Origin of the sequence: Fictibacillus phosphorivorans, assembly GCF_007673525.1 — a bacterium.
GTDB classification, from domain to species: Bacteria; Bacillota; Bacilli; order Bacillales; family Fictibacillaceae; genus Fictibacillus; species Fictibacillus phosphorivorans_C.
The window spans coordinates 2,343,919-2,367,871 of sequence record NZ_VDZU01000001.1 but is presented as its reverse complement, the minus strand read 5'-3'; the positions used below and the strand labels follow the sequence as shown (position 1 = coordinate 2,367,871).

27 protein-coding genes are annotated in these 23,953 nt (G+C 39.7%); all 27 read left to right on the top strand.

Features of this window, described 5'->3' with window-relative positions; genetic code table 11:
- Positions 1-27: 27 nt before the first annotated feature.
- The 27 genes from fliM to dxr all read left to right on the top strand — a co-directional run bounded on the left by fliM (position 28) and on the right by dxr (position 23,953).
- Positions 28-1,020, top strand: a complete 993-nt coding sequence (fliM, locus tag FS458_RS11765) for a flagellar motor switch protein FliM (protein WP_137789658.1) — start codon at positions 28-30, stop codon at positions 1,018-1,020.
- The gene (gene fliY / locus FS458_RS11760; RefSeq protein WP_144700761.1) at positions 1,014-2,150 is read left to right on the top strand and encodes a flagellar motor switch phosphatase FliY; all 1,137 of its coding nucleotides are present in this window, start codon (positions 1,014-1,016) and stop codon (positions 2,148-2,150) included. Before fliM ends, fliY begins: the two co-directional genes overlap by 7 nt.
- Positions 2,151-2,168: 18 nt before the next feature.
- On the top strand, positions 2,169-2,531 hold the full coding sequence (locus FS458_RS11755; protein WP_066240809.1) for a response regulator: 363 nt from the start codon (positions 2,169-2,171) through the stop codon (positions 2,529-2,531).
- Between the two features lie 6 nt (positions 2,532-2,537).
- On the top strand, positions 2,538-3,197 hold the full coding sequence (locus FS458_RS11750; RefSeq protein ID WP_144700759.1) for a flagellar biosynthetic protein FliO: 660 nt from the start codon (positions 2,538-2,540) through the stop codon (positions 3,195-3,197).
- Complete coding sequence (fliP, locus tag FS458_RS11745) at positions 3,190-3,870, top strand: flagellar type III secretion system pore protein FliP (RefSeq protein ID WP_137789655.1); 681 nt, start codon at positions 3,190-3,192, stop codon at positions 3,868-3,870. The genes FS458_RS11750 and fliP overlap by 8 nt, the downstream gene beginning before the upstream one ends.
- 13 nt (positions 3,871-3,883) lie before the next feature.
- Entirely contained in the window at positions 3,884-4,153 is a 270-nt protein-coding gene (gene fliQ / locus FS458_RS11740; RefSeq protein WP_066393686.1) for a flagellar biosynthesis protein FliQ, read from the top strand.
- A 4-nt stretch (positions 4,154-4,157) separates the two neighbouring features.
- Positions 4,158-4,928, top strand: a complete 771-nt coding sequence (gene fliR, locus FS458_RS11735; protein ID WP_144700757.1) for a flagellar biosynthetic protein FliR — start codon at positions 4,158-4,160, stop codon at positions 4,926-4,928.
- A gap of 4 nt (positions 4,929-4,932) precedes the next feature.
- Positions 4,933-6,012: a flagellar biosynthesis protein FlhB gene (flhB, locus tag FS458_RS11730; RefSeq protein WP_144700755.1), complete on the top strand. Its 1,080-nt coding sequence runs from the start codon at positions 4,933-4,935 to the stop codon at positions 6,010-6,012.
- Between the two features lie 23 nt (positions 6,013-6,035).
- On the top strand, positions 6,036-8,069 hold the full coding sequence (gene flhA / locus FS458_RS11725) for a flagellar biosynthesis protein FlhA (RefSeq protein WP_144700753.1): 2,034 nt from the start codon (positions 6,036-6,038) through the stop codon (positions 8,067-8,069).
- Positions 8,069-9,190 (top strand): flagellar biosynthesis protein FlhF, encoded by a 1,122-nt coding sequence (gene flhF / locus FS458_RS11720; protein ID WP_144700751.1) that lies wholly within the window; start codon positions 8,069-8,071, stop codon positions 9,188-9,190. The genes flhA and flhF overlap by 1 nt, the downstream gene beginning before the upstream one ends.
- A complete protein-coding gene (locus FS458_RS11715; protein WP_144700749.1) occupies positions 9,183-10,040 on the top strand; it encodes a MinD/ParA family protein in 858 nt (285 codons plus the stop codon). Before flhF ends, FS458_RS11715 begins: the two co-directional genes overlap by 8 nt.
- Before the next feature lie 7 nt (positions 10,041-10,047).
- Entirely contained in the window at positions 10,048-11,094 is a 1,047-nt protein-coding gene (locus tag FS458_RS11710) for a protein-glutamate methylesterase/protein-glutamine glutaminase (RefSeq protein ID WP_144700747.1), read from the top strand.
- Positions 11,095-11,112: 18 nt separating this feature from the next.
- The gene (locus FS458_RS11705; RefSeq protein WP_144700745.1) at positions 11,113-13,119 is read left to right on the top strand and encodes a chemotaxis protein CheA; all 2,007 of its coding nucleotides are present in this window, start codon (positions 11,113-11,115) and stop codon (positions 13,117-13,119) included.
- Between the two features lie 11 nt (positions 13,120-13,130).
- Positions 13,131-13,595 carry a chemotaxis protein CheW gene (locus FS458_RS11700; RefSeq protein WP_370629964.1) on the top strand — a complete coding sequence of 155 codons (465 nt, stop codon included), beginning with the start codon at positions 13,131-13,133 and terminating at the stop codon, positions 13,593-13,595.
- A 1-nt stretch (position 13,596) separates the two neighbouring features.
- The gene (locus FS458_RS11695; RefSeq protein ID WP_144700743.1) at positions 13,597-14,229 is read left to right on the top strand and encodes a chemotaxis protein CheC; all 633 of its coding nucleotides are present in this window, start codon (positions 13,597-13,599) and stop codon (positions 14,227-14,229) included.
- On the top strand, positions 14,222-14,710 hold the full coding sequence (locus tag FS458_RS11690; RefSeq protein ID WP_144700742.1) for a chemotaxis protein CheD: 489 nt from the start codon (positions 14,222-14,224) through the stop codon (positions 14,708-14,710). The genes FS458_RS11695 and FS458_RS11690 overlap by 8 nt, the downstream gene beginning before the upstream one ends.
- A gap of 29 nt (positions 14,711-14,739) precedes the next feature.
- Positions 14,740-15,504 carry a FliA/WhiG family RNA polymerase sigma factor gene (locus tag FS458_RS11685; protein ID WP_137789645.1) on the top strand — a complete coding sequence of 255 codons (765 nt, stop codon included), beginning with the start codon at positions 14,740-14,742 and terminating at the stop codon, positions 15,502-15,504.
- A gap of 11 nt (positions 15,505-15,515) precedes the next feature.
- Positions 15,516-16,856, top strand: a complete 1,341-nt coding sequence (locus FS458_RS11680) for a DUF342 domain-containing protein (RefSeq protein WP_144700740.1) — start codon at positions 15,516-15,518, stop codon at positions 16,854-16,856.
- A 17-nt stretch (positions 16,857-16,873) separates the two neighbouring features.
- Positions 16,874-17,149 (top strand): hypothetical protein, encoded by a 276-nt coding sequence (locus tag FS458_RS11675; RefSeq protein WP_144700738.1) that lies wholly within the window; start codon positions 16,874-16,876, stop codon positions 17,147-17,149.
- Positions 17,150-17,159: 10 nt separating this feature from the next.
- Entirely contained in the window at positions 17,160-17,576 is a 417-nt protein-coding gene (locus FS458_RS11670; protein WP_144700736.1) for a DUF6115 domain-containing protein, read from the top strand.
- Between the two features lie 157 nt (positions 17,577-17,733).
- Entirely contained in the window at positions 17,734-18,459 is a 726-nt protein-coding gene (gene rpsB, locus FS458_RS11665; RefSeq protein WP_144700734.1) for a 30S ribosomal protein S2, read from the top strand.
- Positions 18,460-18,561: 102 nt separating this feature from the next.
- Complete coding sequence (tsf, locus tag FS458_RS11660) at positions 18,562-19,440, top strand: translation elongation factor Ts (RefSeq protein WP_144700732.1); 879 nt, start codon at positions 18,562-18,564, stop codon at positions 19,438-19,440.
- Between the two features lie 331 nt (positions 19,441-19,771).
- On the top strand, positions 19,772-20,497 hold the full coding sequence (gene pyrH / locus FS458_RS11655; protein WP_066393724.1) for a UMP kinase: 726 nt from the start codon (positions 19,772-19,774) through the stop codon (positions 20,495-20,497).
- The gene (gene frr / locus FS458_RS11650) at positions 20,497-21,054 is read left to right on the top strand and encodes a ribosome recycling factor (protein WP_137789640.1); all 558 of its coding nucleotides are present in this window, start codon (positions 20,497-20,499) and stop codon (positions 21,052-21,054) included. Before pyrH ends, frr begins: the two co-directional genes overlap by 1 nt.
- Positions 21,055-21,221: 167 nt before the next feature.
- On the top strand, positions 21,222-21,977 hold the full coding sequence (locus tag FS458_RS11645; protein WP_144700730.1) for an isoprenyl transferase: 756 nt from the start codon (positions 21,222-21,224) through the stop codon (positions 21,975-21,977).
- A 13-nt stretch (positions 21,978-21,990) separates the two neighbouring features.
- Positions 21,991-22,779 (top strand): phosphatidate cytidylyltransferase, encoded by a 789-nt coding sequence (locus FS458_RS11640; RefSeq protein ID WP_144700728.1) that lies wholly within the window; start codon positions 21,991-21,993, stop codon positions 22,777-22,779.
- A gap of 16 nt (positions 22,780-22,795) precedes the next feature.
- Positions 22,796-23,953, top strand: coding sequence for a 1-deoxy-D-xylulose-5-phosphate reductoisomerase (gene dxr, locus FS458_RS11635; RefSeq protein WP_144700726.1), 1,158 nt, complete (start codon positions 22,796-22,798; stop codon positions 23,951-23,953).

Sequence of the window (23,953 nt, the reverse complement as noted above, 5' to 3'; positions counted from 1 at the left end):
AAAACGGCATGAAAAGAGGTGAGACTCTTGGTTGATGTTTTGTCACAAAACGAAATAGATGCTCTTCTCTCCGCCCTTTCCACAGGAGAGATGGATGCAGAAGAGCTTAAAAAGGAAGAGTCAGAGAATAAGGTTAAAGTTTACGATTTTAAAAGAGCCCTGCGTTTTTCGAAAGAGCAGATTCGCAGTTTAACGAGATTGCATGAGAACTTTGCAAGACTTTTAACGACTTACTTTTCAGCGCAGCTTAGAACGTACGTCCAGATCGGTGTTGCGTCTGTCGATCAGCTTCCATACGAGGAATTCATCCGTTCTGTTCCAAAGATGACTTTGTTGAATGTGTTTGAAGCACATCCGTTTGAAGGACGCATCTTAATGGAAGTCAACCCGAATATCGCATACGCCATGCTTGATAGAGTGATGGGTGGCAGCGGGGCTGGAATGAATAAGATCGAGAATTTAACTGAGATCGAAACGAGAATCATGAATCAGTTATTTGAAAACACACTTGATAGTTTTAAAGAAGCGTGGACAAGTGTCATCGAACTGGAGCCGTTCATGCTCGATTTGGAAGTGAATCCACAATTTTTACAGATGGTTTCTCCGAACGAAACGGTAGTCGTGATCTCACTGAATACGACGATTGGTGAAACGAGCGGAATGATCAATATCTGCTTACCACATGTTGTCATAGAACCGATCATTCCGAAGCTCTCTGTTCATCATTGGATGCAGAATAAAAAGAAAACACGAATTCCAGGAGAGACCGAATTTATTGAACAAAAGATAAAGAATGCCTTCTTGCCTTTTAAAGTTGAGTTAGGATCTTCAGACATGTCGATTGAAGAGTTTCTGAACTTATCAATAGGTGACTGTATTGAACTAGATCAACGGATCAACCAACCGCTCGTGATAAAAGTAGAAAACAATCCGAAGTTCTACGGTCAACCGGGAAAGGTGAAGAAAAAGTTAGCCGTTCAAATTATCGAAACCATTAAGGAGGATGAGGATCAATGGTAAGTGGAGATATGCTTTCACAAGACGAAATTGATGCTTTGTTGAATGGTGGAAGTCCTTCCTCGTCCGGAGCGACCGAAACCGAAGAATACCTATCATCGATCGAACGAGATGCGTTAGGTGAGATCGGAAACATCTCATTTGGAAGTGCTGCAACAGCTCTATCCACGTTGTTGAATCAAAAAGTAGACATCACGACGCCAACAGTGACCGTTGTGAGACGCACCGAGTTAAAAGACGAGTTTCCGATTCCGCATGTTGCGGTTCAGGTTACGTATACAGAAGGCATCGAAGGAGCTAACTTGTTAGTGATCCGTAAGACAGATGCACAGATCATCGCAGACTTGATGCTTGGCGGCGAAGGCACAAATCCTTCTCCGGATTTTGGGGAATTGCAATTAAGTGCTGTTGGTGAAGCGATGAATCAGATGATGGGATCAGCTTCCACATCGATGTCTACGATCTTTAATAAAAAAGTAGATATCTCTCCCCCTAAAATTGATTTTCTAGATATTGAATCAAACACGAGTTTGATTCCTGATGAAGAGATTTTAGTTAAAGTTTCATTCCGACTTAAAGTGGGTGAACTGATCGATTCGAATATCATGCAGCTCATTGATGCTGAGTTCTCAAAGGACCTTGTACATAAGTTGATGAATCCTGAACCAGTTGTTGAAAAAGAGCCGGTTGCAGATTATGCACCTCATGAAGAAGTAGTCCCACCATCTGCACCGGTAGATCATTATCAAGATCGTGTTCATAGTGAGCCAAGAAATGACCCTCAGCCTGCTTATCAATCGCAGATGAGAGATGTTTCCATTCAGCCAGCAAGCTTTTCTGACTTTGGAGATTATGAGACCAATCAAAGAGATACGAAGAATCTAGACATGCTATTAGACATTCCACTTCAAGTAACGGTTGAGCTTGGAAGAACGAAAAAAACGATAAAAGATATTTTGGAAATGTCTCAAGGTTCGATCGTAGAGCTCGATAAACTTGCTGGTGAACCAGTTGATATCTTTGTTAATCAAAAGATGATCGCAAAAGGCGAGGTTGTTGTTATCGATGAAAACTTCGGAGTCCGTGTAACAGAGATTTTAAGCCAGCGTGATCGTTTAGAAAAATTGAAATAATTATCGGAGGTAAGTGAAATGGGAGAACGTATTTTAGTTGTTGATGATGCAGCATTTATGAGAATGATGATCAAGGATATTTTAGTTAAGAATGGATTTGATGTTGTAGGTGAAGCAGCAGACGGTGCGCAAGCGATCGAAAAATTCCAAGAGTTAAAACCAGATCTCGTTACGATGGATATCACGATGCCAGAGATGGACGGCATATCAGCTTTGAAAGAGATCAAGAAAACGAACCCTGAAGCAAAGATTATCATGTGTTCAGCGATGGGGCAGCAGGCGATGGTAATCGATGCGATCCAAGCTGGGGCAAAAGATTTTATCGTTAAGCCGTTTGCAGCTGACCGTGTAATCGAAGCGATCAAGAAAACTTTAGGATAAGCATACATGTATCGATGGTTAATTAGTCTTTTTGCAGCAGTTTGTCTCTCGCTTGTACCATTTAGTGTACAAGCGGAAGGCAGCAGTTCAGGGAAAAGTGTTTATGACACCATAAATAACTCAGATCAAAAGGGTGAGAAAGAAGCACCAGCAGATAACAGCCCTGTCAGCTCTGAGAGTGAAAGCACATTTATGATGCTCGTCAAGCTCGTGTTTATGCTTGGAATCGTTCTAGCGATCTTGTTTTTTGTTTTACGCTTTATTCAAAGAAAGTCTGTCAGTTTTCAAGATGGGAAAAATCTTCAGTCTTTGGGCGGCATCGGAATCGGACAGAATCGTTCTGTACAACTGATCAAAACGGGTAATTCTGTCTTGGTTGTAGGTGTTGGTGATTCGGTAACACTTCTAAAAGAGATTACAGATGAAGTTGAAGTTCAGATGATGCTCGATCAGCGTCCGTCTCAAAATGTTTCAAGTTTGACTGACCAATTGAAAGTAAAGTGGATGAAAAGTAGACACGAAGAGTCGAGTAAGACTTCGAGCCAAACGGGAACAAAGGATCAGACGCAAACATTTAAGAATATGCTTCAATCGATCGTTCAAGATAAGAAGAATCAGCAAAAAGAACTTCAGAGAGTGTTAGAGAAAGGGAAACATCATGAATGAATTTATTCCTGGATTAGACTTGGATTTTATTAATAATAGCGATCCAGCGAACATGGAAACTACGATTCAGCTGTTGCTGCTCTTAACAGTCCTTTCGCTTGCTCCAAGTATCTTAATTCTTATGACTTGTTTTACGAGGATAATCATTGTCTTATCTTTTGTTAGAACTTCATTAGCGACGCAGCAGATGCCGCCTAACCAAGTTTTGATTGGAATTGCATTGTTCTTAACTTTTTTTATCATGGCGCCAGTGATGCATGAGGTAAACAAAGAAGCGGTCCAGCCGTTAGTAAAAGGTGAGATCTCACAAGAAGAGGCGTTTGATAAGGGAAGTCTTCCGATCAAAGAATTCATGGCAAAACATACACGTCAGAAAGATCTAATGCTGTTTATGGAATATTCAGGTGCGAAAAAGCCAGAAAGTATTAAAGATATTCCGTTAACGACACTTGTTCCAGCGTTTGCGATCAGTGAACTAAAGACAGCCTTTCAGATTGGATTCATGATTTTTGTACCGTTCTTGATCATTGATATGGTCGTTGCGTCTATTTTAATGGCTATGGGGATGATGATGCTGCCGCCCGTTATGATATCACTGCCATTTAAGATCTTGTTATTCGTACTGGTTGATGGCTGGTACCTCATCGTTAAATCATTGCTATTAAGCTATTAGGGCAGGTGGAAACATGGATTCTCAATTTGTAATTTCTTTAGCAGAAAAAGGGGTATACATGACCTTGCTTTTGTGCGGTCCGCTCATGTTATTAGCCCTGATCGTAGGTTTGATCGTCAGTATATTTCAAGCAACAACGCAGATTCAGGAACAAACACTTGCATTTATACCAAAGATTGTTGCCGTGTTAGTAGGACTCGTGTTTTTTGGGCCTTGGATGCTTTCTCAAATCCTAGGATTCACATCAAATATTTTCCAAAATTTACACACTTATATAGGATGATGAAATGGTTGATTTAGTGGCTTTCCCTGCTTTTTTATTAATCCTAACTAGAGTATCGGCATTTTTCTTAACAATTCCTGTGTTTTCCAATAAAAATTTACCAGTGATGCATAAAATCGGATTATCGTTATTCTTATCTTGGATCATGTTGTACGCTGTTGACCCAAAACCAATTCCATTGGATGCTACTTTTTTTCTATTAATCATTAAAGAAGCGATGGTCGGACTAACGATCGGATTTATTGCAGCGATCGTTTTCTACGCGATTCAAGTTGCCGGCGGATTTATTGATCTACAGATGGGTTTTGCTATCGCGAACGTGTTCGATCCGCAAACAGGCATCCAGACACCATTGATGGGGAGATATCTGTATACGTTTGCCATTCTTTTCTTGCTAGCAACAGATGCGCATCACATGTTACTTGATGGAATCTTTTATAGTTATCAATTTTTACCCATTGATTCGGCCATATCGAATTTTGGAGATGGCGGGGTCATGAAGTTTGTACTAAGTGTGTTCTCAGGTATGTTCTTAGTCGCTCTTCAGATGGCGATCCCTATCGTTGGCACGTTGTTTTTAGCCGACCTTGCACTTGGGATCGTAGCCAGAACCGTACCGCAGATGAACATCTTTGTTATCGGTCTGCCGGTGAAGATCTTAATTGCTCTCGTATTGTTTTTAGTAGTAATGCCCGCATTCTTTGTATCTGTTCAGATGCTGGTCGATCAGATGCGTGACAGCATGATTAACTTAATGGAATTGTTAGGGGCTTAAGTCGATGAGATATCCGGTCAATCTACAATACTTTTCAGGAGAAAAGACGGAAAAAGCAACACCGAAAAAAAGGCAGGAAAGCAGAAAAAAGGGACAAGTAGCCAAAAGTGCTGACATCAATGCTGCACTAGTGCTGTTTGCATCCGTTATGTTTCTATCCTTTATGGGGAGTTGGATGGGGCAAAGATTGCTTCACCTCTTCGCCTATAGTCTAGATAAAAAACTGCTTTATAACGTGACGGAATCTAGTATTCCTAAGCTGTTTTGGGAACTTTCGCTTGAAGTTGCAATTATCATAGCTCCCGTAATGATCGCCGCTATGATCGCGGGTGTCTTAGGGAACTATTTGCAGGTAGGGTTTTTATTATCAACAGAAGCGATTCAGATGAAGCTTGAACGGATCAATCCGTTATCTGGATTTAAACGAATCTACTCGGTACGTGCTTTAGTAGAACTATCAAAATCGATGCTTAAGATTCTACTAATCGGTGGTGTGACTTTTTTTATTCTTTGGAGTGAGCGAGATATTTATTTAAGAATGAGCTTAGTGAGTATTGAATCGTCACTTCCTGTATTCGGAGGACTTGCGGTCAAGATGGGCTTTGCCGCTTCACTCGTTTTACTTTTTCTTGCGTTTCTCGACTATATGTACCAAAAATACGATTTTGAAAAAAATATCAGGATGTCTAAACAAGATATCAAAGACGAATACAAAAAATCTGAGGGTGATCCTAAGATTAAAGGGAAGATCAAGGAAAAACAAAGACAGATGGCTATGAGGCGAATGATGCAAGAAGTACCAAAGGCAGATGTGATCATCACAAACCCTACACATTACGCGATCTGCTTAAAGTATGACGATAATAGCATGGATGCTCCAGTAGTTGTAGCAAAAGGAGTAGATCTGATCGCTCAACGCATCAAAGAGATTGCAAAAGACCATAACGTAGCGGTTGTAGAAAACAAACCTCTAGCAAGAACGCTTTACGCTCGTGTTGAGATCGGGCATGTGATTCCTGAAGATCTATTTAAAGCTGTAGCTGAAATTTTAGCCTTTGTATACCGTGTAAAGAAAAAAGCGTAAGGAATGAATAGGAGAGTTTACAGATGAAAGCTAGAGACATGAGTGTTTTAGCAGGCGTTATTCTCATTATCGCCATGCTCGTCATACCAATGCCAACTTTTATGTTGGACTTCTTAATCATTACGAATATATCTCTGGCACTTTTAATCATATTGATTGCCATGAACACAACACAGCCTCTCCAATTTTCTATATTTCCGTCATTGTTATTGTTAGTGACGCTTTTTAGACTAGGGCTAAACGTTTCGACAACGAGAAGCATCCTTTCAACAGGAGATGCTGGAAACGTTGTACATACTTTCGGTGAATTTGTAGTAGGTGGAAATATTCTTGTTGGTATCGTGGTATTTTTTATTCTAATTATTATTCAATTTATCGTAATTACGAAAGGATCTGAACGTGTATCAGAAGTTGCTGCAAGGTTTACACTTGATGCGATGCCTGGTAAGCAGATGAGTATTGATGCTGATCTGAACGCTGGCATGATTTCAGATCGGGAAGCGAAAGAAAGACGTGAAACGATTGAACGAGAAGCAGATTTTTACGGAGCGATGGATGGAGCAAGTAAATTTGTTAAAGGTGATGCAATAGCTGGTATCATCATCGTTTTGATCAATATGGTGTTCGGAATCATCATCGGAATGCTTCAGATGGGTCTTAGCTTTGGTGAGAGTGCAGAATTGTTTACAAGAATGACGGTTGGTGATGGATTAGTATCACAGATTCCTGCGCTGATCATATCGACAGCGACAGGTATTATCGTGACGCGTGCGGCTTCAGAAGGAAACTTAGGGTTTGATATCAGCAAACAATTGCTTGCTTACCCTGTCATGCTTTTTGTAGCTGGAGGAACCATCATCATGCTGGGGTTGTTCACACCGATCAATGACTTTTTTACACTTACGATCGGCGGAATCTTAGCTATCGGCGGTTATCTTTTATTAAAAGCTGAGCGTGAGCAAAAAGAAAAAGAAGAAGTGGTAGAAGAAGACATTCAAACTGAACAGTTGAAAAGTCCTGAATCTGTTGTGAATCTGCTGCAGATCGACCCGATCGAATTTGAATTCGGCTACAGTCTCATTCCGTTAGCTGATACTTCGCAAGGCGGTGACCTTTTGGATAGGATCGTAATGATCAGAAGGCAGCTTGCTCTAGAGCTTGGAATGATCGTACCGGTCGTTCGGATTCGAGACAACATCCAGCTTCAGCCGAATGAATACAGAATTAAAATAAAAGGCAGTCAAGTCGCAAAAGGTGAGTTGCTGTTGGATCATTATTTAGCGATGAGTCCAGGAATCGATGATGAAGAGGTACAAGGTATCGAAACGATGGAACCAGCATTTGGTCTGCCGGCCATCTGGATCGGTGAAGAGATGAAAGAACGAGCTGAATACTCAGGATACACGGTCGTAGATCCCCCTTCAGTCGTCTCAACGCATTTAACAGAAGTGATAAAGAAACATGCACACGAACTGATCGGCAGACAAGAAACAAAACAACTTGTAGAGCATCTAAAAGAATCGTATCCAGCCATTGTCGAAGAAGTAACGCCAGATGCCCTTACGATCGGTGAAGTTCAAAAGGTATTATCCAAACTTTTACGAGAGCGAATCTCGATTCGAAACTTAGCGGTAATCTTTGAAACGTTAGCTGATTTTGCAAAGATGACAAAGGATACAGATCTATTAACAGAGTATGTAAGACAAGGTTTGTCTCGACAGATATCAAAAACCTATACGAATGAAAATGAACCGCTGCATGTTATCACACTTGGCGGATCGGTAGAAAAGAAGATAGCTGATGCTGTTCAGCAAACAGAACATGGCAATTACCTTTCTTTAGATCCAGAAGATTCTCAAGTGATCTTTGACAGCATTACATCTGAACTTGAATCAGGACGAAGCTTTGACCAATCCGTTGTTCTCTTATGTTCACCAGCTGTAAGGATGTACGTAAGGCAACTCATTGAGCGTTATCTTCCGGATGTAGCGGTTCTATCATACAACGAATTGGAACCTGAGCTAGAAGTGAAAAGTGTAGGGGTGGTGAACATCTGATGAAAGTGAAGAAGTATACAGCACAGAACTTGCCAGAAGCTATGAAATTAGTAAGAGCAGATCTTGGCAGCGGTGCAGTCATATTAAATACAAGAGAGGTTCAAGTTGGAGGTTTCTTCGGATTCTTTACAAAGAAAAATGTTGAGATTTTCGCAGGATTGGATCAAGACATAGATTATCATCAAACGAAGAATCATAACAAAAATATTGTGAAACAACAGCAACCTGAGTATCAAGAAGAGGAATTGACGAAGGAGATTCGTCAGCTGAAGAAGATGGTTCACACGTTGACCGTACAATCCAAGATTCCAGAAGATACAGCACCATTTGTTAAAGAATGGGAAACGTTTCTTTGCAATCAAGAAGTTGACTCAGCAATACTAGAAGAAATTATTCCATCTTTATCCACTAAATACGAAAGTCTAGATGAAATGGAAAGAGTCAGTTATGACTGGAATGCGTGGATCAGCAGCTTTTTAAGTGCAAGAATGGCTAAAAGTGAGTTTGGTGGCTTTCATTATGAAACGAAATTCTTAAACTTGATCGGACCTACTGGTGTTGGTAAAACAACGACAATAGCCAAGATTGGAGCAAAAGCGGTTTTAAAAGATGGAAAGAAAGTAGCGTTTATTACGACCGATACATATCGGATCGCTGCTATCGACCAACTAAAAACGTACGCTGAGATTTTAAACATTCCATGTGAGGTCGCTTATACAGCGGATGATTTTAAGAGAGCTAAAGAAAAGTTTGAAGATTATGATCTAGTTCTCGTAGACTCTGCAGGCAGAAATTTTTTAAATCGTTTTTATATCGAAGAGCTTCAACGTATCATCCATTTTGATAAGGATATGAAAAACTATCTTGTCCTTTCATTAACCTCAAAATATCGCGATATGGAAACCATCTATAGTCAGTTTAAGAGTTTACCTGTTCATAAAGTAATCTTTACGAAGAAAGATGAAACAAAGACGTACGGCTCACTACTTAATCTTGCAATCCTAAACAATGTACCGATCGGCTATGTAACTAACGGCCAGAACGTCCCTGATGATATGTTTGAGGCTGAAGCGGATGAACTTATTCAGATGCTGTTAAAGGAAAAGACACATCATGCTTGATCAAGCGAATAGTCTTCGAAAACAATTAGTCTCTGTTTCGGCAAACAGTGCGCGAGTAATCTCTGTAGTCAGTGGTAAAGGCGGCGTCGGTAAAACGAACGTCACGGTGAATCTTGCCCTTTCGCTGGTTAAAATGGGAAAGCGGGTTTTAGTACTAGATCTTGATATAGGTATGGGAAATGTAGATTTGATTCTTGGAAGAAGATCTCACAGACATTTGATGGATATGCTTCAGAACCAATTGTCTGTATGGGAGATCATCGAAGAGGGTAAAGATGGACTTCATACGATTGCTGGTGGTAGGAATTTCGGTTCTCTTACAAGCATAACGGATGAGATGTTAGTACATTTTATGAATCAAATAGAAGAATTAGAGAGATTTTATGATTTTATCTTTCTAGATATGGGTGCAGGTGCAACAGAAACGGCTTTAAAGTTTGTGCTTGCAAGCCATGAGGTATTGGTGATAGCTACACCTGAGATCACATCACTAACAGATGCCTATTCTATGATGAAATTCATTTATATGAAAGATAAAGAACTTCCCTTCTATTTAGTTATCAACCGATATGAAAATCAAAGAGAAGGAAGAGATACGGTTGAAAAGTTAAGCCATGTTTGTAAACAGTTCTTACAAAAAGAGCTGATTTGTTTAGGACAGATACCGATGGATCAAGATGTATGGCATGCTGTAAAAAAACAAATTCCCTTCTCTATTCATAAGCCATCCTCATTAGCTTCCAAAGCTGTCTATCAGTTAGCGGAAACGTATGTTGGTACGGTAAAACAGCAAGAAGTATCTTATAAGTCTTTCATCGGCAAGTTGAAGTCATTTTTCAGAGAAAGGTAGATGCTGCATGAAACAGATCAGAGTACTAATTGTAGATGATTCTGCCTTTATGAGGAAGCTGATCAAAGAGTTCTTAAGTGAAGATCCTAGAATTATGGTGATCGATACAGCTAGAAACGGACAGGAAGCAATTGATAAAACAATAAAATTAAAACCAGACGTTATCACGATGGATGTTGAAATGCCCGTTTTAAATGGCATTGATGCTGCAAGAACGATCATGAACAGCTCCCCTGTTCCGATCATCATGTTATCGAGCACAACAAAAGTCGGTGCAGAAAATACGATTCTAGCTATGGAAGCAGGAGCTATTGATTTTATCGCTAAGCCATCTGGCGCAATATCCCTAGATTTACATAAAGTAAAAAATAGTTTAATAGAAAAAGTAATAACGTCTTCAAAAGCAAATATCACAGCAAAAAAAGCACCGTCACCATATAAACTTGAAAAAAATGTACAGAAGAGAATTCTAAAGAGAGAATACAAAGACAAGCTGGTCTTGATCGGTACATCCACTGGCGGTCCAAGAGCATTACAACAAGTGATCACAAAGCTTCCGACGGACTTAGATGCACCTGTTGTTGTCGTACAACATATGCCCGCAGGGTTTACGAGATCGTTAGCAGATCGATTGAATTCATTATCGAACGTTTCTGTAAAAGAGGCGGAGGACCATGAGCTGTTACAAAAAGGTTATGTTTACATCGCACCGGGTGGTTTTCATGTACGACTTTACGAGAAAATGGAGCGCTTGTACGTTTCGTTACATAAAGATGATCCTGTAGGAGGACATCGACCAGCAGTAAACGTACTGTTCAGTTCTGCAAGCAAACTTAAAGACTACCAAAAGATCGCTGTTATCATGACGGGTATGGGCTCTGATGGCACCGAAGGGATCGTAGATTTAAAAGAAGCGGGTTCAACTGTAGTTATTGCAGAAGCAGAAGAGTCTTGCGTTGTTTATGGAATGCCAAAGACCGCGGTTCTTACGAAAAAAGTAGATGAAATTGTTCATTTAGAGTCAATCGGATCAGCAATTTTGAACCATTTGTAAAATAGGAGGAATTATACGATGGAAATGACACAATATCTCGACATATTCATTGAAGAAAGCAAAGAGCATTTACAGTCTATTAATCAACAAGTACTTCTGCTGGAAAAAACACCAGGTGAACTTTCAATTGTCAATGAGATTTTCCGTTCTGCTCATACATTAAAAGGAATGTCGGCTACGATGGGTTATGAAGATCTAGCTAACCTTACTCATTGTATGGAAAATGTTCTAGATGCGATTCGCAACAACAAATTAGACGTTTCATCTTCTGTTCTAGATGTACTCTTCGCTTCACTTGATCACTTAGAAGCGATGGTAGTTGAAATTTCAGAAGGCGGCAGCGGAAAACGTGATGTTGCTGAGACAGTGAAAGAGTTAGAGGCACTTGAAAAGGGAGAAGTTCCACGATCGATGCAAGTTGAAGCGAACAAAGAAGCCGGTTCATTGCAAGATTATGATCAATATGAAAAACAGATCATCATTCAATCAAAAGAACAAGGATTTCATGCATACGAATTATCGATCTCATTAAGAGAAGACTGTATTTTAAAAGCAGCCAGAGTATATATGGTGTTTGAAGTGATCGAACAGATCGGTGAGATCATTAAGACGTTACCAGCGGTAGATATGCTAGAAACAGAACAATTTGGAACACATTTTACTCTTTCCATCCTTACGAAAGAATCCGCCGGAAACGTTAAAGAACGTATCTTAAAAGTTTCTGAGGTTGATGCAGTAGAAGTGATTGATATCAAGGCAGATCAACTTAACATATCGTCTAATTCCGAGAGGGAAGAGAATGACAAATTAGAGCAACTAGAAGTATCACCGCAAGATAAAAAGAGTGAAGTACAGCAAACTTCAAATGCTGGTAGCAGCGGGAAAACTATTCGTGTCAATATCGAGAGGCTTGATCAGCTCATGAACTTGTTTGAAGAACTTGTCATTGACCGTGGTCGGCTAGAAGAGATTTCAAAATCATTAAAGAGTATGGAACTGAATGAGACTGTTGAACGAATGTCTCGTGTGTCAGGAGATCTGCAAAACATCATCCTGACGATGAGAATGGTTCCAGTAGAGCAAGTCTTCAATCGGTTTCCAAGAATGATCAGAGGATTAGCAAAAGATCTTGGTAAAAAAGTTAACCTCGAGATCGTAGGAGCAGAAACTGAACTAGATCGAACCGTAATCGATGAGATCGGTGACCCACTTGTTCATCTACTTAGAAACTCGATCGACCATGGTATTGAAAACCCAGGTGTACGTTCTTCTAAAGGTAAAAATGAAACAGGTACCATCTATTTAAGAGCTTTTCATAGCGGAAATCACGTGTTTATTGAGATTCAAGATGATGGAGCGGGTATAAATAAACAAAAAGTATTAAGTAAAGCGATCGAAAATGGAATACTCACGAAAGAAATGTCTGAAAATTTGACCGATACGCAGTGTTTTGAATTATTGTTCGCTTCCGGCTTTTCTACAGCAGATGTTGTTTCTGACATCTCCGGACGAGGAGTAGGATTGGATGTTGTAAAAAACAAAATTGAATCTTTAGGTGGTTCTATCACTGTAGATTCAACGGAAGGTTCAGGAACGATCTTTTCCATACAGCTTCCTCTTACCCTGTCGATCATGTCTGTCATGCTCGTTGAGATCAGTCGTGAAAAATATGCGATCCCATTATCATCAATTATTGAGACAGCTATTATTAGAAAAGAAGAAATCCTTTCAGCTCATAATCAGAAAGTGATCGATTTTAGAGGTAAAGTGGTACCTCTTGTGAACATGAAAGATATTTTTGAAGTCCCTGGTTCAACTGGATCGGGTCAGCACGTTCCTGTAGTCGTAGTAAGAAAAGGAGATAAGATGGCTGCGTTAGTAGTTGATTCGTTTATCGGACAGCAAGAGATCGTCTTGAAATCACTCGGTCAGTATTTAACATCGGTATTTGCTATCTCTGGCGCAACGATTCTAGGAGATGGACAAGTAGCATTAATTCTCGATTGCAACGCACTCATTAAATAAGGTGGTTAATCATGATGAATGAAGAAAAAGTAATCATATTTCAATTAAAAGATGAAGAATATGCAGTTCCTGTTCAGCACGTGAAATCGATCGAAAGAATGCAACCGATCACAAGAATTCCAAGAACAGTATCGTTTGTAAAAGGTGTAATTAACTTAAGAGGAGTCGTTACTCCCATTATTGACTTGCGTTCTCGATTCGAGATCGAAGAAGTAAGCCATACGGATACGACTCGAATCATCATTGTGTCTGTAGGTACGATTGAAGCAGGACTCATTGTAGATGCAGCGAACGACGTAATCGATCTTGATAAAGAGTCGATCGAGCCACCTCCTGAAGTAGTGGGCGGTGTAGATGCTGAGTATATCCAAGGAGTTGCAAAGATTGAAAAGCGACTATTGATCCTGCTTGACCTCGTGAAGGTTTTGAATCCAGAAAAACTGGATGTCCAACCAACTAAGGAGAGTATCCATTAAGATGGATTTTCTGAAAATTAAGCCTATCCATCTAGATGTCTTACGTGAGATCGGTAACATTGGAGCAGGACATGCAGCGACAGCTTTGTCGACGATGTTGAACAAAGCTGTCGATATGAAAGTTCCTTCAGTGAATGTCATCTCATTTGAAGAAATATCTGAGATGGTCGGCGGAGCAGAGAACGTTGTGGCTTCCGTTTTCTTAAGAATCGTAGGGGATGCTCCCGGATGTATGTTCTTCATGCTTCCTGTCGAGCAAGCTGAGCAGCTTTTAGAAGATTTATTAGTCGGCCAAACAGTGAATTTATCGAACGGAGATGAATCTGACATTGCATTATCTGCTCTTCAGGAAGTAGGAAACATTCTATCGGGTTCATATCTGACATCATTCTCTGATTTTACAGGGCTCAATTTACAGCCGTCTGTTCCTGCAACAAGCATTGACATGGCAGGAGCGATCTTGAGTTTTGGACTGTTCGAAATATCTGCTGTAAGTGATTATGCCATTGTTATCGATACAGCTTTTACAGATATAGAAAGACAAGACGAGGTAAAAGGTCACTTTTTTCTGCTGCCTGACCCTTTATCCTTCTCAAAAATTTTTCATGCATTAGGAGTTCCGTTGGATGAGTGAAATCATAAAGGTGGGAATCGCTGATATTAACCTCGTTTCCCCTCCAAACACAATTAGAACAACAGGTCTTGGTTCATGCGTCGGCGTCATACTTTTTGATCAAGTAAAAAAAATCGCAGGGATGGCGCATATCATGCTTCCGGATTCATCACTTTCCAAAACTCCCACGTTGAATGAAGGGAAATATGCGGATACGGCGATTAAGAGTCTTTACGACATGTTGATCAAGAGTGGTGCCAACGGAAAAGGCTTAAAAGCAAAGATTGCTGGGGGTGCACAGATGTTTAAGTTTACCTCAGGAAGTGAAATGATGCGAATTGGCCCAAGAAACGTTGAACGTGTAAAAGAAGAGCTATCAGCTCTAAAGATTCCATTATTAGCAAGCGATGTAGGAGGTTCTAGTGGAAGGACGATCGAGTTCAACCCTGAGAACACTTTATTAACGATTAAAACGGTTAATGCAGGAACAAAAGTAATCTAAATAAAAACAAAAAAACGAGGAGGATTACCATGACGGAGCCATCTTTATTAGAAGAACAATCTTGCTGGGAAAAGTGGAACACGAGTCGTGATCGAGAAGCAGGTGACGAGCTGATGCGTGCGTATTTACCACTTGTCAATTATCACGTACAACGTATATCGGTTGGTTTGCCTAAAAGTGTTAACAAAGATGAACTCCGATCCCTCGGTATGCTAGGGTTATATGATGCTCTGAAAAAGTTTGAGCCTGAAAGAGACCTGAAGTTTGATACTTACGCTTCATTTCGGATTCGTGGTGCGATTTTAGACGGCTTACGAAGAGAAGACTGGCTTCCAAGAAGTTTAAGAGAAAAAACAAAAAAAGTTGAAGCTGCCATCGAAAGGTTAGAACAAGAAAATCTTCGTTCTGTTAGCCCAAAAGAAGTTGCAGATGAACTCGGATACTCAGAAAATGAAGTAACAACAGTTATGTCTGAAAGCTTTCTTGCTAACGTTTTATCGATTGATGAAGAGAACAAAGAAACAGAAAGTCGTGAAAAAGTTAGTTACACAATTGAAGATAAAAAAGCGATCACACCTGAAAATAGCTTGCTGCAAGAAGAACTTCATGGTGAGCTCGCATTAGTGATCAAGGAATTGTCTGAGAAAGAGCAGCTTGTAGTGAGTTTGTTCTACTTTGAGGAATTAACATTAACTGAAATCGGACAAGTACTCGGTCTATCTACATCCAGAATATCTCAAATACACTCAAAAGCACTCTTTAGAATCCGACAGGTTCTACAACGATATATGTAAGGAGTAGGGATATGGATCAATGGTTTCATATTAAATTGGAAAATCGTGAAACAGAGGCTCTTTTACTAAAAAAAGGAGTTGAAATCCCATCATGTGAAGTCACGTTTCCTAGACTTTTGGCTTGGATCGAATCGAAAGGTATCCGACATGGAATTCGAAACGAAGTATTGAGTCTAGTCGCTGAAAATCTAGAGAGTTTTGTATTTCCAGCTGAGATAGCAAACGGGAAACTCCCGAGAGATGGAGAGTCTGCAAGACTTATACCATCTCTCACAAACGAGAAGAAAATTGATACAGACGAAAATGTGAAGCTTAATTTTAAACGTCTTTTTACAATTCCTACAGCTGAGTTCGGAGAAATCGTAGCAAGAAAACAAAACGCTACTGAAGGCATACCAGGAATAAGTGTTTTTGGAAAAGTGATACCTTCTAAAAAAGGTAAAGATTTGGCAGTTAAAAATGGTGAGAATACTGTATATAACGAAAGTGAGCAATGTGTCTATGCATCAGCGAGTGGAGAAGTAACGTTCCAAAATAATCGTGTAAATATCTATCCCGTTTATCGAGTAGATGGTGATGTTTCCTTAAAGACCGGTCATATTGATTTTGTTGGAAATGTACATATAACCGGGGACATACCCTCAGGATTTAAAATATCTGCTAAAGGCGATGTTCGAGTAGAAGGCGTCGTGGAAGCAGCAGATATTATTTCTGACGGAAGTGTTATTATCGGAGGCGGTGTTTTAGGTCAAGGAAAAGGAACTGTTCGTTGTGGTGGAGACTTCACTTCCCTTTATATCAGTCAAGGAAATGTATACGCAAAAGGAACCATAAGAGTAGAACAAACGATTCTTCACAGTCATTGTGAGGCGGGATCAACCATTACATGTACGAGTGGGAAAGGAAATATATCCGGTGGCACCTGTATTGCAGGAAAAGGAATCTCAGCGAATAACATAGGTAACGAAACGAACTCCAAAACGTTATTATACATAAAGACTAATGATAGAATGGAAAAAGAAATCATACATCATGAACAAAAAATTCTTGAACTAGAAAAGAATCTAGAGAAATTAAATCATTTAAAGATCGTGTTAATTCAAAAAAATACAGAGCAACAAACGATAAATAGAATTGTAAACACGATTTCTCAATCGCAACAAGAGATTTCAGCCCATCGAACGGAGATCGAAAAATATAAAAATTCATTACAGTCTTCAATAAATATTAACGGCACACTTCATCCCAATGTTGAGATCTCGATCGGAAAATACAAACGTAAAATTCAATCTTCATATATTGCTGCGAAAGTTTTCATAGAAGAGAAGGAAATTGTTGTTCACACTCTATAAGAATTGGATGTGATGCTGTGAGCCTTAAATTAATCGAGCTTCAGGTTGCGATTCCAAGAACACTTGATGCTTCAAAAGCAAGTATTGATGTAATGAATAGAGGACTTCTTCAACAACAGCAGACTTCAGAAGAAATACGAAAAAAAGACAAGTTAGAAGCAGAACGGGTCAATCAAAAAGAAGCGACTGAATCAAGTTTGTTTCATACAAAAAATCAGCATCAGCAAGAAAAGACGAGTTCAAAGAGTTCGAGTCATCCTTATAAAGGAAGTAAAATCGATTATTCAGGTTAGGATGAGTGCGATGTACGCTTTAATTTTCATAAGTATTTTGCTAAACATAGTATGTTTATATTTAATTTTTAATTTGTCCAATAAATTTCAAAAACAAAGTAACTCACATGATTCTAAAACAAATGAAGAAGTAGAAGAGCTTCTTGAGCTATTTACAGAAGAAATGAAGATAGAAAATGAACGCCTGCATGAAATGATTCTAAAATTCACTCAGAAGAATCATCAGCAAAAAGATCTGGATGAGAGCACAATTATAGAATCAGAAGAGACAGTGACAGACCTGAAAGAGTCTGACGATAAACATTTTTCTAAAGAGACAAACGAAGTATTAACATTAGCTCAAAAAGGTTATAATGCTGAAGAAATTGCAAAAATGCTGCACCGAGGAAAAGGAGAAGTAGAGTTGCTTTTAAAATTTTATCGATAACAAGCAAAAAGACTTGCAGAAATTGCACGAAACATGTTATATTATTTCTCGGTGTTAATCACACACGTTTGCGGATTTGAGCAATGTGGTGCTGACTAAGTCAGTTATTGCTCAAAGGTGAAACAAACGGAGGTAAACAAACCTAGGAGGTGCCATTATGGCAGTAATTTCAATGAAACAATTGTTAGAAGCTGGTGTACACTTTGGTCATCAGACTCGCCGTTGGAATCCGAAAATGTCTCGTTACATTTTCACAGAAAGAAACGGTATCTACATTATCGATCTTCAAAAGACGGTAAAGAAAGTTGAAGAATGCTACAATGTTATGCGTAACATCGCAGCTGACGGCGGAAAGATCCTTTTCGTTGGAACTAAGAAACAAGCTCAAGATTCAGTTAAGGAAGAAGCTGAACGTTCTGACATGTACTACATCAACCAACGTTGGTTAGGTGGAACATTAACAAACTTCGGTACTATCCGCAAGCGTATCAACCGCTTAAAAGATCTTGAAAAAATGCAAGAAGACGGTACTTTTGAAGTTCTTCCTAAGAAAGAAGTTATTCTTCTTAAGAAGGAAATGGAGCGTCTTGAAAAGTTCCTAGGCGGAATCAAAGACATGAACAAGCTTCCTGACGCATTATTCGTAGTTGACCCTCGTAAAGAGCGCATCGCGATTGCAGAAGCTCGTAAATTGAACATCCCGATCATCGCTATCGTTGATACGAACTGTGATCCGGACGAAGTTGATCACGTTATCCCTGGTAACGATGATGCAATTCGTGCAGTTAAACTTCTTACTGGTAAGATGGCAGATGCTATCATCGAAGCTAACCAAGGCGGAGAAGAAGTAGCTGAAGCAGCTGAAGAAGAAACTACTGCTTAATTAAATGGAATGCTCAAGGGTGGTAGAGGGGATGACCCTTTATCACCCTTTTTATGTAAAAGCACAACTAGCACTACATATCCCATAAGGAGGCAAAAACACATGGCTATTACAGCACAAATGGTAAAAGAATTGCGTGAGAAAACTGGCGCAGGAATGATGGATTGTAAGAAAGCATTAACTGAAACAGATGGTAACATGGAGGCGGCAATCGACTACCTTCGTGAAAAAGGGATCGCGAAAGCTGCTAAGAAAGCTGACCGTATCGCAGCAGAAGGATTAACTTCTGTAATCGTTGACGGAAACAAAGCAGTTATCCTTGAAGTAAACTCTGAAACAGATTTCGTTGCGAAAAACGAAAACTTCAAAAACTTAATCGCTGAGTTAGGTAACCACTTGTTGGCTACAGAGCCTGCTTCAGTAGAAGATGCATTAGCTTCTGACTTTAACGGAACTTCAGTAAATGACTACATCAACGCAGCAATCGCTAAAATCGGCGAAAAGCTTACACTTCGTCGCTTCGAAATCTTGAAAAAAGACGAGAACGCAGCATTCGGCGCTTACCTTCACATGGGTGGTCGTATCGGAGTTCTTTCAGTTGTTGAAGGAACGACAGAAGAAGAAGTTGCGAAAGACGTTTCTATGCACGTTGCAGCTGTAAACCCTAAATACATCTCTCGTGACGAAGTTAGTGAAGAAGAAGTTTCACGTGAGCGTAAAGTATTAACTGAACAAGCACTTAACGAAGGAAAGCCTGAAAACATCGTAGCTAAAATGGTAGAAGGACGTCTTGGTAAATACTTCGAAGATATTTGCTTGAACGACCAATCTTTCATTAAAGATCCAGATCAAAAAGTTGGTAAATATGTAGCTTCCAAAGGTGCTACTGTTAAAGCCTTCATTCGCTTTGAAGTTGGAGAAGGTCTTGAGAAGCGTGAAGACAACTTCGCTGAAGAAGTAATGTCTCAAGTTAAAAAGTAAGCACAGTTAGAAAAAGAGGGGAGCACGTTGTGTTCCTCTTTTTTTACAGAAATAACCTTGGTATATTAATGGTTTTCAAAAAAAAGATTGCTGCTTGTGCTTGATAAAGACATCTTTGACTAGTTGATTGAAGTGTAAGGTGCGAGACTCTTGGCTAGGACGAGCGGTCAGGTGAGACACTTAAAGGCGCAAAGCGGCAAGTGGCTCACCGGTCGCCCCGCGGAAAGCGAGCACCTGAAACGGAAATTAACTTCTTTCATAAGCAACAAAGCTTTACACGAAAAGCCTTAACACCAAAGTAAATACATTTTTTTAGGTGATGGAGGGACAAATGACTACTTCAAAATATAAACGAGTCGTCTTGAAATTAAGTGGAGAAGCACTAGCAGGTGAACAAACATCTGGAATCGATCCAAAAATCGTTCAGTCAATTGCAGAACAAGTAAAAGAAATCGTTGAACTCGACGTAGAAGTTGCTGTAGTAGTAGGCGGCGGAAACCTATGGCGTGGTAAGACGGGCAGTGAGATGGGAATGGACCGTGCTTCAGCAGACTATATGGGCATGCTTGCCACTGTAATGAATTCATTAGCCCTTCAAGACAGTCTTGAAAACATCGGGGTTCAAACAAGAGTACAAACATCAATAGAAATGCGTCAGGTTGCAGAACCTTATATCAGAAGAAAAGCCATTCGTCACCTTGAAAAAAAGCGCGTTGTCATATTTGCAGCAGGAACGGGTAACCCGTACTTCTCAACAGATACGACTGCAGCACTAAGAGCAGCAGAAATTGAAGCAGAAGTCATCTTGATGGCTAAGAATAACGTGGATGGCGTGTATTCAGCAGATCCGAAATTGGATGAGAACGCTGTTAAGTATACGACATTATCGTATCTAGATCTTTTAAAAGATGGACTAGCAGTAATGGATACAACAGCTTCATCACTATGTATGGATAATGATATCCCGTTAGTTGTTTTCTCGATCATGGAAGAAGGAAACATCAAACGAGCAGTTGCCGGAGAAAAAATTGGAACCGTTATAAGGGGGAGAAACTAATGGCAAAAGAAGTTTTAACTCAAGCAGAAGAAAAGATGCAAAAAGCAATCGGAGCTCTAAGACGCGAATATTCAACACTTCGTGCAGGTAGAGCAAACCCTTCTCTATTAGACAGAGTACAAGTTGATTACTACGGAACTCAAACTCCGATCAATCAATTAGCAGGTGTAACAACTCCAGAAGCTAGACTTTTAGTGATTCAGCCTTACGACAAATCTGCAATGGCAGATATTGAAAAGGCGATCCTAAAGTCTGATCTTGGTCTAACACCTTCTAACGATGGTCAAGTGATTCGAATTGCGATTCCAGCTCTAACAGAAGAGCGCCGAAAAGAACTAGTTAAACTTGTTAAAAAGTTTGCTGAAGAAGCGAAAGTGGCTTTAAGAAACGTTCGTCGTGATGCGAATGACGATTTGAAGAAACTTGAAAAAGAAGCTGAGATTACAGAAGACGAACTACGTCGCTATAACGATGATGTTCAAAAGCTAACTGATAAATACACAGCTGAAGCTGATTCTGTAAGTTCTGCTAAAGAAAAAGAAATCATGGAAGTATAAAGCTTTTCCATGTACAATTAAATATAAAAAGCCCTCTATAAAAGGGGGCTTTTTTATTAGACAATATCACCATTTTGCTAGACTTTAATTGATAAGGTGATTGGCATATGGAGAACACCTTACTAAAAGGTGGATTTCATGAAGTCTAAGAAGATGGAGGCTTATACATGCTTGACAAGCTTTTCTTTAAGAAAAAAAGTCCGGAGAACCATACATTCAAAGAAGAAAATATCCCTAAACATGTAGCCATAATTATGGATGGTAACGGAAGGTGGGCACGGAAACGAGCTATGCCACGGATTGCCGGTCATCATGAAGGGATGAAAACCGTTCGGAAAATTGTTAAAGAAGCGAATAAGATTGGGATAGAAGTTTTAACTCTTTATGCGTTTTCAACTGAAAATTGGAAACGTCCACGTGAAGAAGTTGACTTTTTAATGAAACTTCCTGGAGAATTTTTAAACACTTTTCTTCCAGATTTGATTAAAGAGAACGTACAAGTGCGAATAATGGGTAAAAAGGAATTATTACCACTACACACGGTAAAAGCTGTAGATGAAGCAATTCACAAGACGAAGAACAACAGTGGTTTAATCTTAAACTTCGCTCTTAATTATGGAAGCCGCGATGAGATTACAGCTGCAGTTAAAGCTTTGGCTTCTGAGGTGAAACAAGGAAGGTTAGAGCCATCACAAATCGATGATTCAATGATCGAACAGCATTTAATGACGCATGATCTCAACGACCCGGATCTTTTGATTCGTACAAGTGGTGAGGTTCGATTAAGTAATTTTATGCTATGGCAGCTTGCGTATTCTGAATTTTGGTTTACTGAAGTGTTATGGCCAGATTTTTCTGAAGAGCATCTACGAGAAGCTGTATCACAATTTGCCGGACGAGGCAGGCGGTATGGCGGTGTTTAATTAAGGAGGACTTATGAAACAACGGATAATAACAGGTGTAATCGCAGCCGTTTTATTTATAGGGATTACCCTTTATGGAAGCTGGCCGTTCTCACTATTAATACTATTGCTAACTGGGATTGGCATGTTTGAATTATTGCGTATGAAAAGGATGGAGCTAAGTTTCGTAGGGGGAATCGGATTTTTATTAGCAGTCTTGATCGCATTACCACAAGACTGGATGAGTTCTTTAGAACCTTTTACTAAAACTGATGCCATTATACTTGCAGTTCTTCTATTACTAGTCGTAACTGTTGTACAAAAGAACAATACAGATTACAATCATATTTCGTTTGTGCTTTTTAGTGCTATATACGTAGGTTTTGGGTTTTTCTATTTACTAGAAACGAGAATTTTAGAAGGTGGAGTCCAACTCTTATTCTTAATCCTATTCATGATATGGGCAACAGACTCTGGCGCTTATTTTGTTGGAAAATCGATTGGAAAACGAAAACTTTGGCCGGTTATCTCTCCAAACAAAACGATCGAAGGGGCAGTCGGAGGTATCTTTTTTAGTCTTGTTGTAGGGTTGATCAGCTATTTTACTCATTTTGTGGATATGTCTTTGTCTAATATTCTACTGATTTCCATTATCGTAGGTATATTTGGTCAGATAGGAGACTTGGCAGAATCGGCATTCAAACGAATCTACGATGTGAAAGATTCTGGTACTCTGCTTCCTGGACATGGCGGGATATTAGATAGACTTGATAGCGCGTTATTTGTATTCCCGTTGCTCCATGTGCTTCATTTGATAGGATAACGCTAGGAGGTATAGGATGAAATCAGTTAGTTTACTTGGTGCAACAGGTTCGATCGGCGTTCAGACCTTAGATGTGATCGCCTCTCATCCGGAACAGTTCAAATTGAGTTCGATGTCTGTAGGTAAGAATATTGAGGCTGCTGAAAAGATCATATTCAAATTTCAACCTGAAATATGTGCTGTTCAAAATGAAGAAGATGCAAAAAAACTTCGTTCGAAGGTAAGTTCATCTACAAGAGTTGTCTCAGGTATGGATGGATTGATCGAGGCCGCAGTTTCTACTGATTCAACAGTTGTTGTGAACGCAGTCATCGGCAGTGTAGGCTTACTTCCCACATTAAAAGCCATCGAAGCAAAAAAGACGATCGCTTTAGCTAATAAAGAAACGTTAGTAACAGCAGGTCATCTTGTTATGGAAAAAGCGAAGAAACATAACGTCGCAATTCTTCCGGTCGATTCAGAACATTCAGCGATCTATCAGTGTTTGAACGGTGAAGACCCGAACCGTGTGGAGAAGTTGATATTGACTGCTTCAGGTGGAAGTTTTAGAGACCGTACTCGTGAAGAATTAAAGAACGTTACAGTTCAAGAAGCTTTGAACCATCCAAACTGGTCGATGGGTGCGAAGATCACGATCGATTCTGCGACAATGATGAATAAAGGTTTAGAAGTAATTGAAGCTCATTGGTTATTTTCCTTTGATTATTCGAAAATAGACGTCATTTTACATAAGGAAAGCATCATACACTCTATGGTAGAGTTTGTTGATACAAGCATTATCGCTCATTTAGGACAACCAGATATGAGAGTGCCGATACAATACGCTCTTACATATCCCGATCGACTTGAATTAATAAACGGGAAAAGGTTAAACTTATGGGAAGTTGGAAAGTTACATTTTCAAGAAATGGATTACGACCGGTTCAGGTGTTTAAAACTTGCTTTTCAAGCAGGTAAGGCTGGAGGCTTGATGCCGACCATTTTAAATGCAGCGAATGAAAAAGCGGTTGAACGATTTCTTAATGGTCATATCTCGTTTCTTGAGATTGAAGAGATGATCGAACGAGCTATGCAGAATTTGTCCAACGTCAGTACGCCAGACCTTGAGACAATACAGGAAACAGATAATAGGACTCGTCAATATGTGGAGTCACTACTTAGTAAAGGCAGGTAA

What these genes read in the sequence shown, in the direction of transcription:
- flhF (WP_144700751.1), top strand. Translation starts at nt 8,069, where the DNA reads ATGAAAGTGAAGAAGTATACAGCACAGAACTTGCCAGAAGCTATGAAA.
- fliP (WP_137789655.1), top strand. Translation starts at nt 3,190, where the DNA reads ATGAATGAATTTATTCCTGGATTAGACTTGGATTTTATTAATAATAGC.
- tsf (WP_144700732.1), top strand. Translation starts at nt 18,562, where the DNA reads ATGGCTATTACAGCACAAATGGTAAAAGAATTGCGTGAGAAAACTGGC.
- rpsB (WP_144700734.1), top strand. Translation starts at nt 17,734, where the DNA reads ATGGCAGTAATTTCAATGAAACAATTGTTAGAAGCTGGTGTACACTTT.
- FS458_RS11680 (WP_144700740.1), top strand. Translation starts at nt 15,516, where the DNA reads ATGGATCAATGGTTTCATATTAAATTGGAAAATCGTGAAACAGAGGCT.
- FS458_RS11640 (WP_144700728.1), top strand. Translation starts at nt 21,991, where the DNA reads ATGAAACAACGGATAATAACAGGTGTAATCGCAGCCGTTTTATTTATA.
- FS458_RS11695 (WP_144700743.1), top strand. Translation starts at nt 13,597, where the DNA reads ATGGATTTTCTGAAAATTAAGCCTATCCATCTAGATGTCTTACGTGAG.
- FS458_RS11750 (WP_144700759.1), top strand. Translation starts at nt 2,538, where the DNA reads ATGTATCGATGGTTAATTAGTCTTTTTGCAGCAGTTTGTCTCTCGCTT.
- FS458_RS11670 (WP_144700736.1), top strand. Translation starts at nt 17,160, where the DNA reads ATGTACGCTTTAATTTTCATAAGTATTTTGCTAAACATAGTATGTTTA.
- FS458_RS11645 (WP_144700730.1), top strand. Translation starts at nt 21,222, where the DNA reads ATGCTTGACAAGCTTTTCTTTAAGAAAAAAAGTCCGGAGAACCATACA.
- fliQ (WP_066393686.1), top strand. Translation starts at nt 3,884, where the DNA reads ATGGATTCTCAATTTGTAATTTCTTTAGCAGAAAAAGGGGTATACATG.
- FS458_RS11690 (WP_144700742.1), top strand. Translation starts at nt 14,222, where the DNA reads ATGAGTGAAATCATAAAGGTGGGAATCGCTGATATTAACCTCGTTTCC.
- FS458_RS11700 (WP_370629964.1), top strand. Translation starts at nt 13,131, where the DNA reads ATGATGAATGAAGAAAAAGTAATCATATTTCAATTAAAAGATGAAGAA.
- FS458_RS11715 (WP_144700749.1), top strand. Translation starts at nt 9,183, where the DNA reads ATGCTTGATCAAGCGAATAGTCTTCGAAAACAATTAGTCTCTGTTTCG.
- flhA (WP_144700753.1), top strand. Translation starts at nt 6,036, where the DNA reads ATGAAAGCTAGAGACATGAGTGTTTTAGCAGGCGTTATTCTCATTATC.
- fliY (WP_144700761.1), top strand. Translation starts at nt 1,014, where the DNA reads ATGGTAAGTGGAGATATGCTTTCACAAGACGAAATTGATGCTTTGTTG.
- pyrH (WP_066393724.1), top strand. Translation starts at nt 19,772, where the DNA reads ATGACTACTTCAAAATATAAACGAGTCGTCTTGAAATTAAGTGGAGAA.
- FS458_RS11710 (WP_144700747.1), top strand. Translation starts at nt 10,048, where the DNA reads ATGAAACAGATCAGAGTACTAATTGTAGATGATTCTGCCTTTATGAGG.
- frr (WP_137789640.1), top strand. Translation starts at nt 20,497, where the DNA reads ATGGCAAAAGAAGTTTTAACTCAAGCAGAAGAAAAGATGCAAAAAGCA.
- dxr (WP_144700726.1), top strand. Translation starts at nt 22,796, where the DNA reads ATGAAATCAGTTAGTTTACTTGGTGCAACAGGTTCGATCGGCGTTCAG.
- FS458_RS11685 (WP_137789645.1), top strand. Translation starts at nt 14,740, where the DNA reads ATGACGGAGCCATCTTTATTAGAAGAACAATCTTGCTGGGAAAAGTGG.
- fliR (WP_144700757.1), top strand. Translation starts at nt 4,158, where the DNA reads ATGGTTGATTTAGTGGCTTTCCCTGCTTTTTTATTAATCCTAACTAGA.
- flhB (WP_144700755.1), top strand. Translation starts at nt 4,933, where the DNA reads ATGAGATATCCGGTCAATCTACAATACTTTTCAGGAGAAAAGACGGAA.
- FS458_RS11705 (WP_144700745.1), top strand. Translation starts at nt 11,113, where the DNA reads ATGGAAATGACACAATATCTCGACATATTCATTGAAGAAAGCAAAGAG.
- FS458_RS11755 (WP_066240809.1), top strand. Translation starts at nt 2,169, where the DNA reads ATGGGAGAACGTATTTTAGTTGTTGATGATGCAGCATTTATGAGAATG.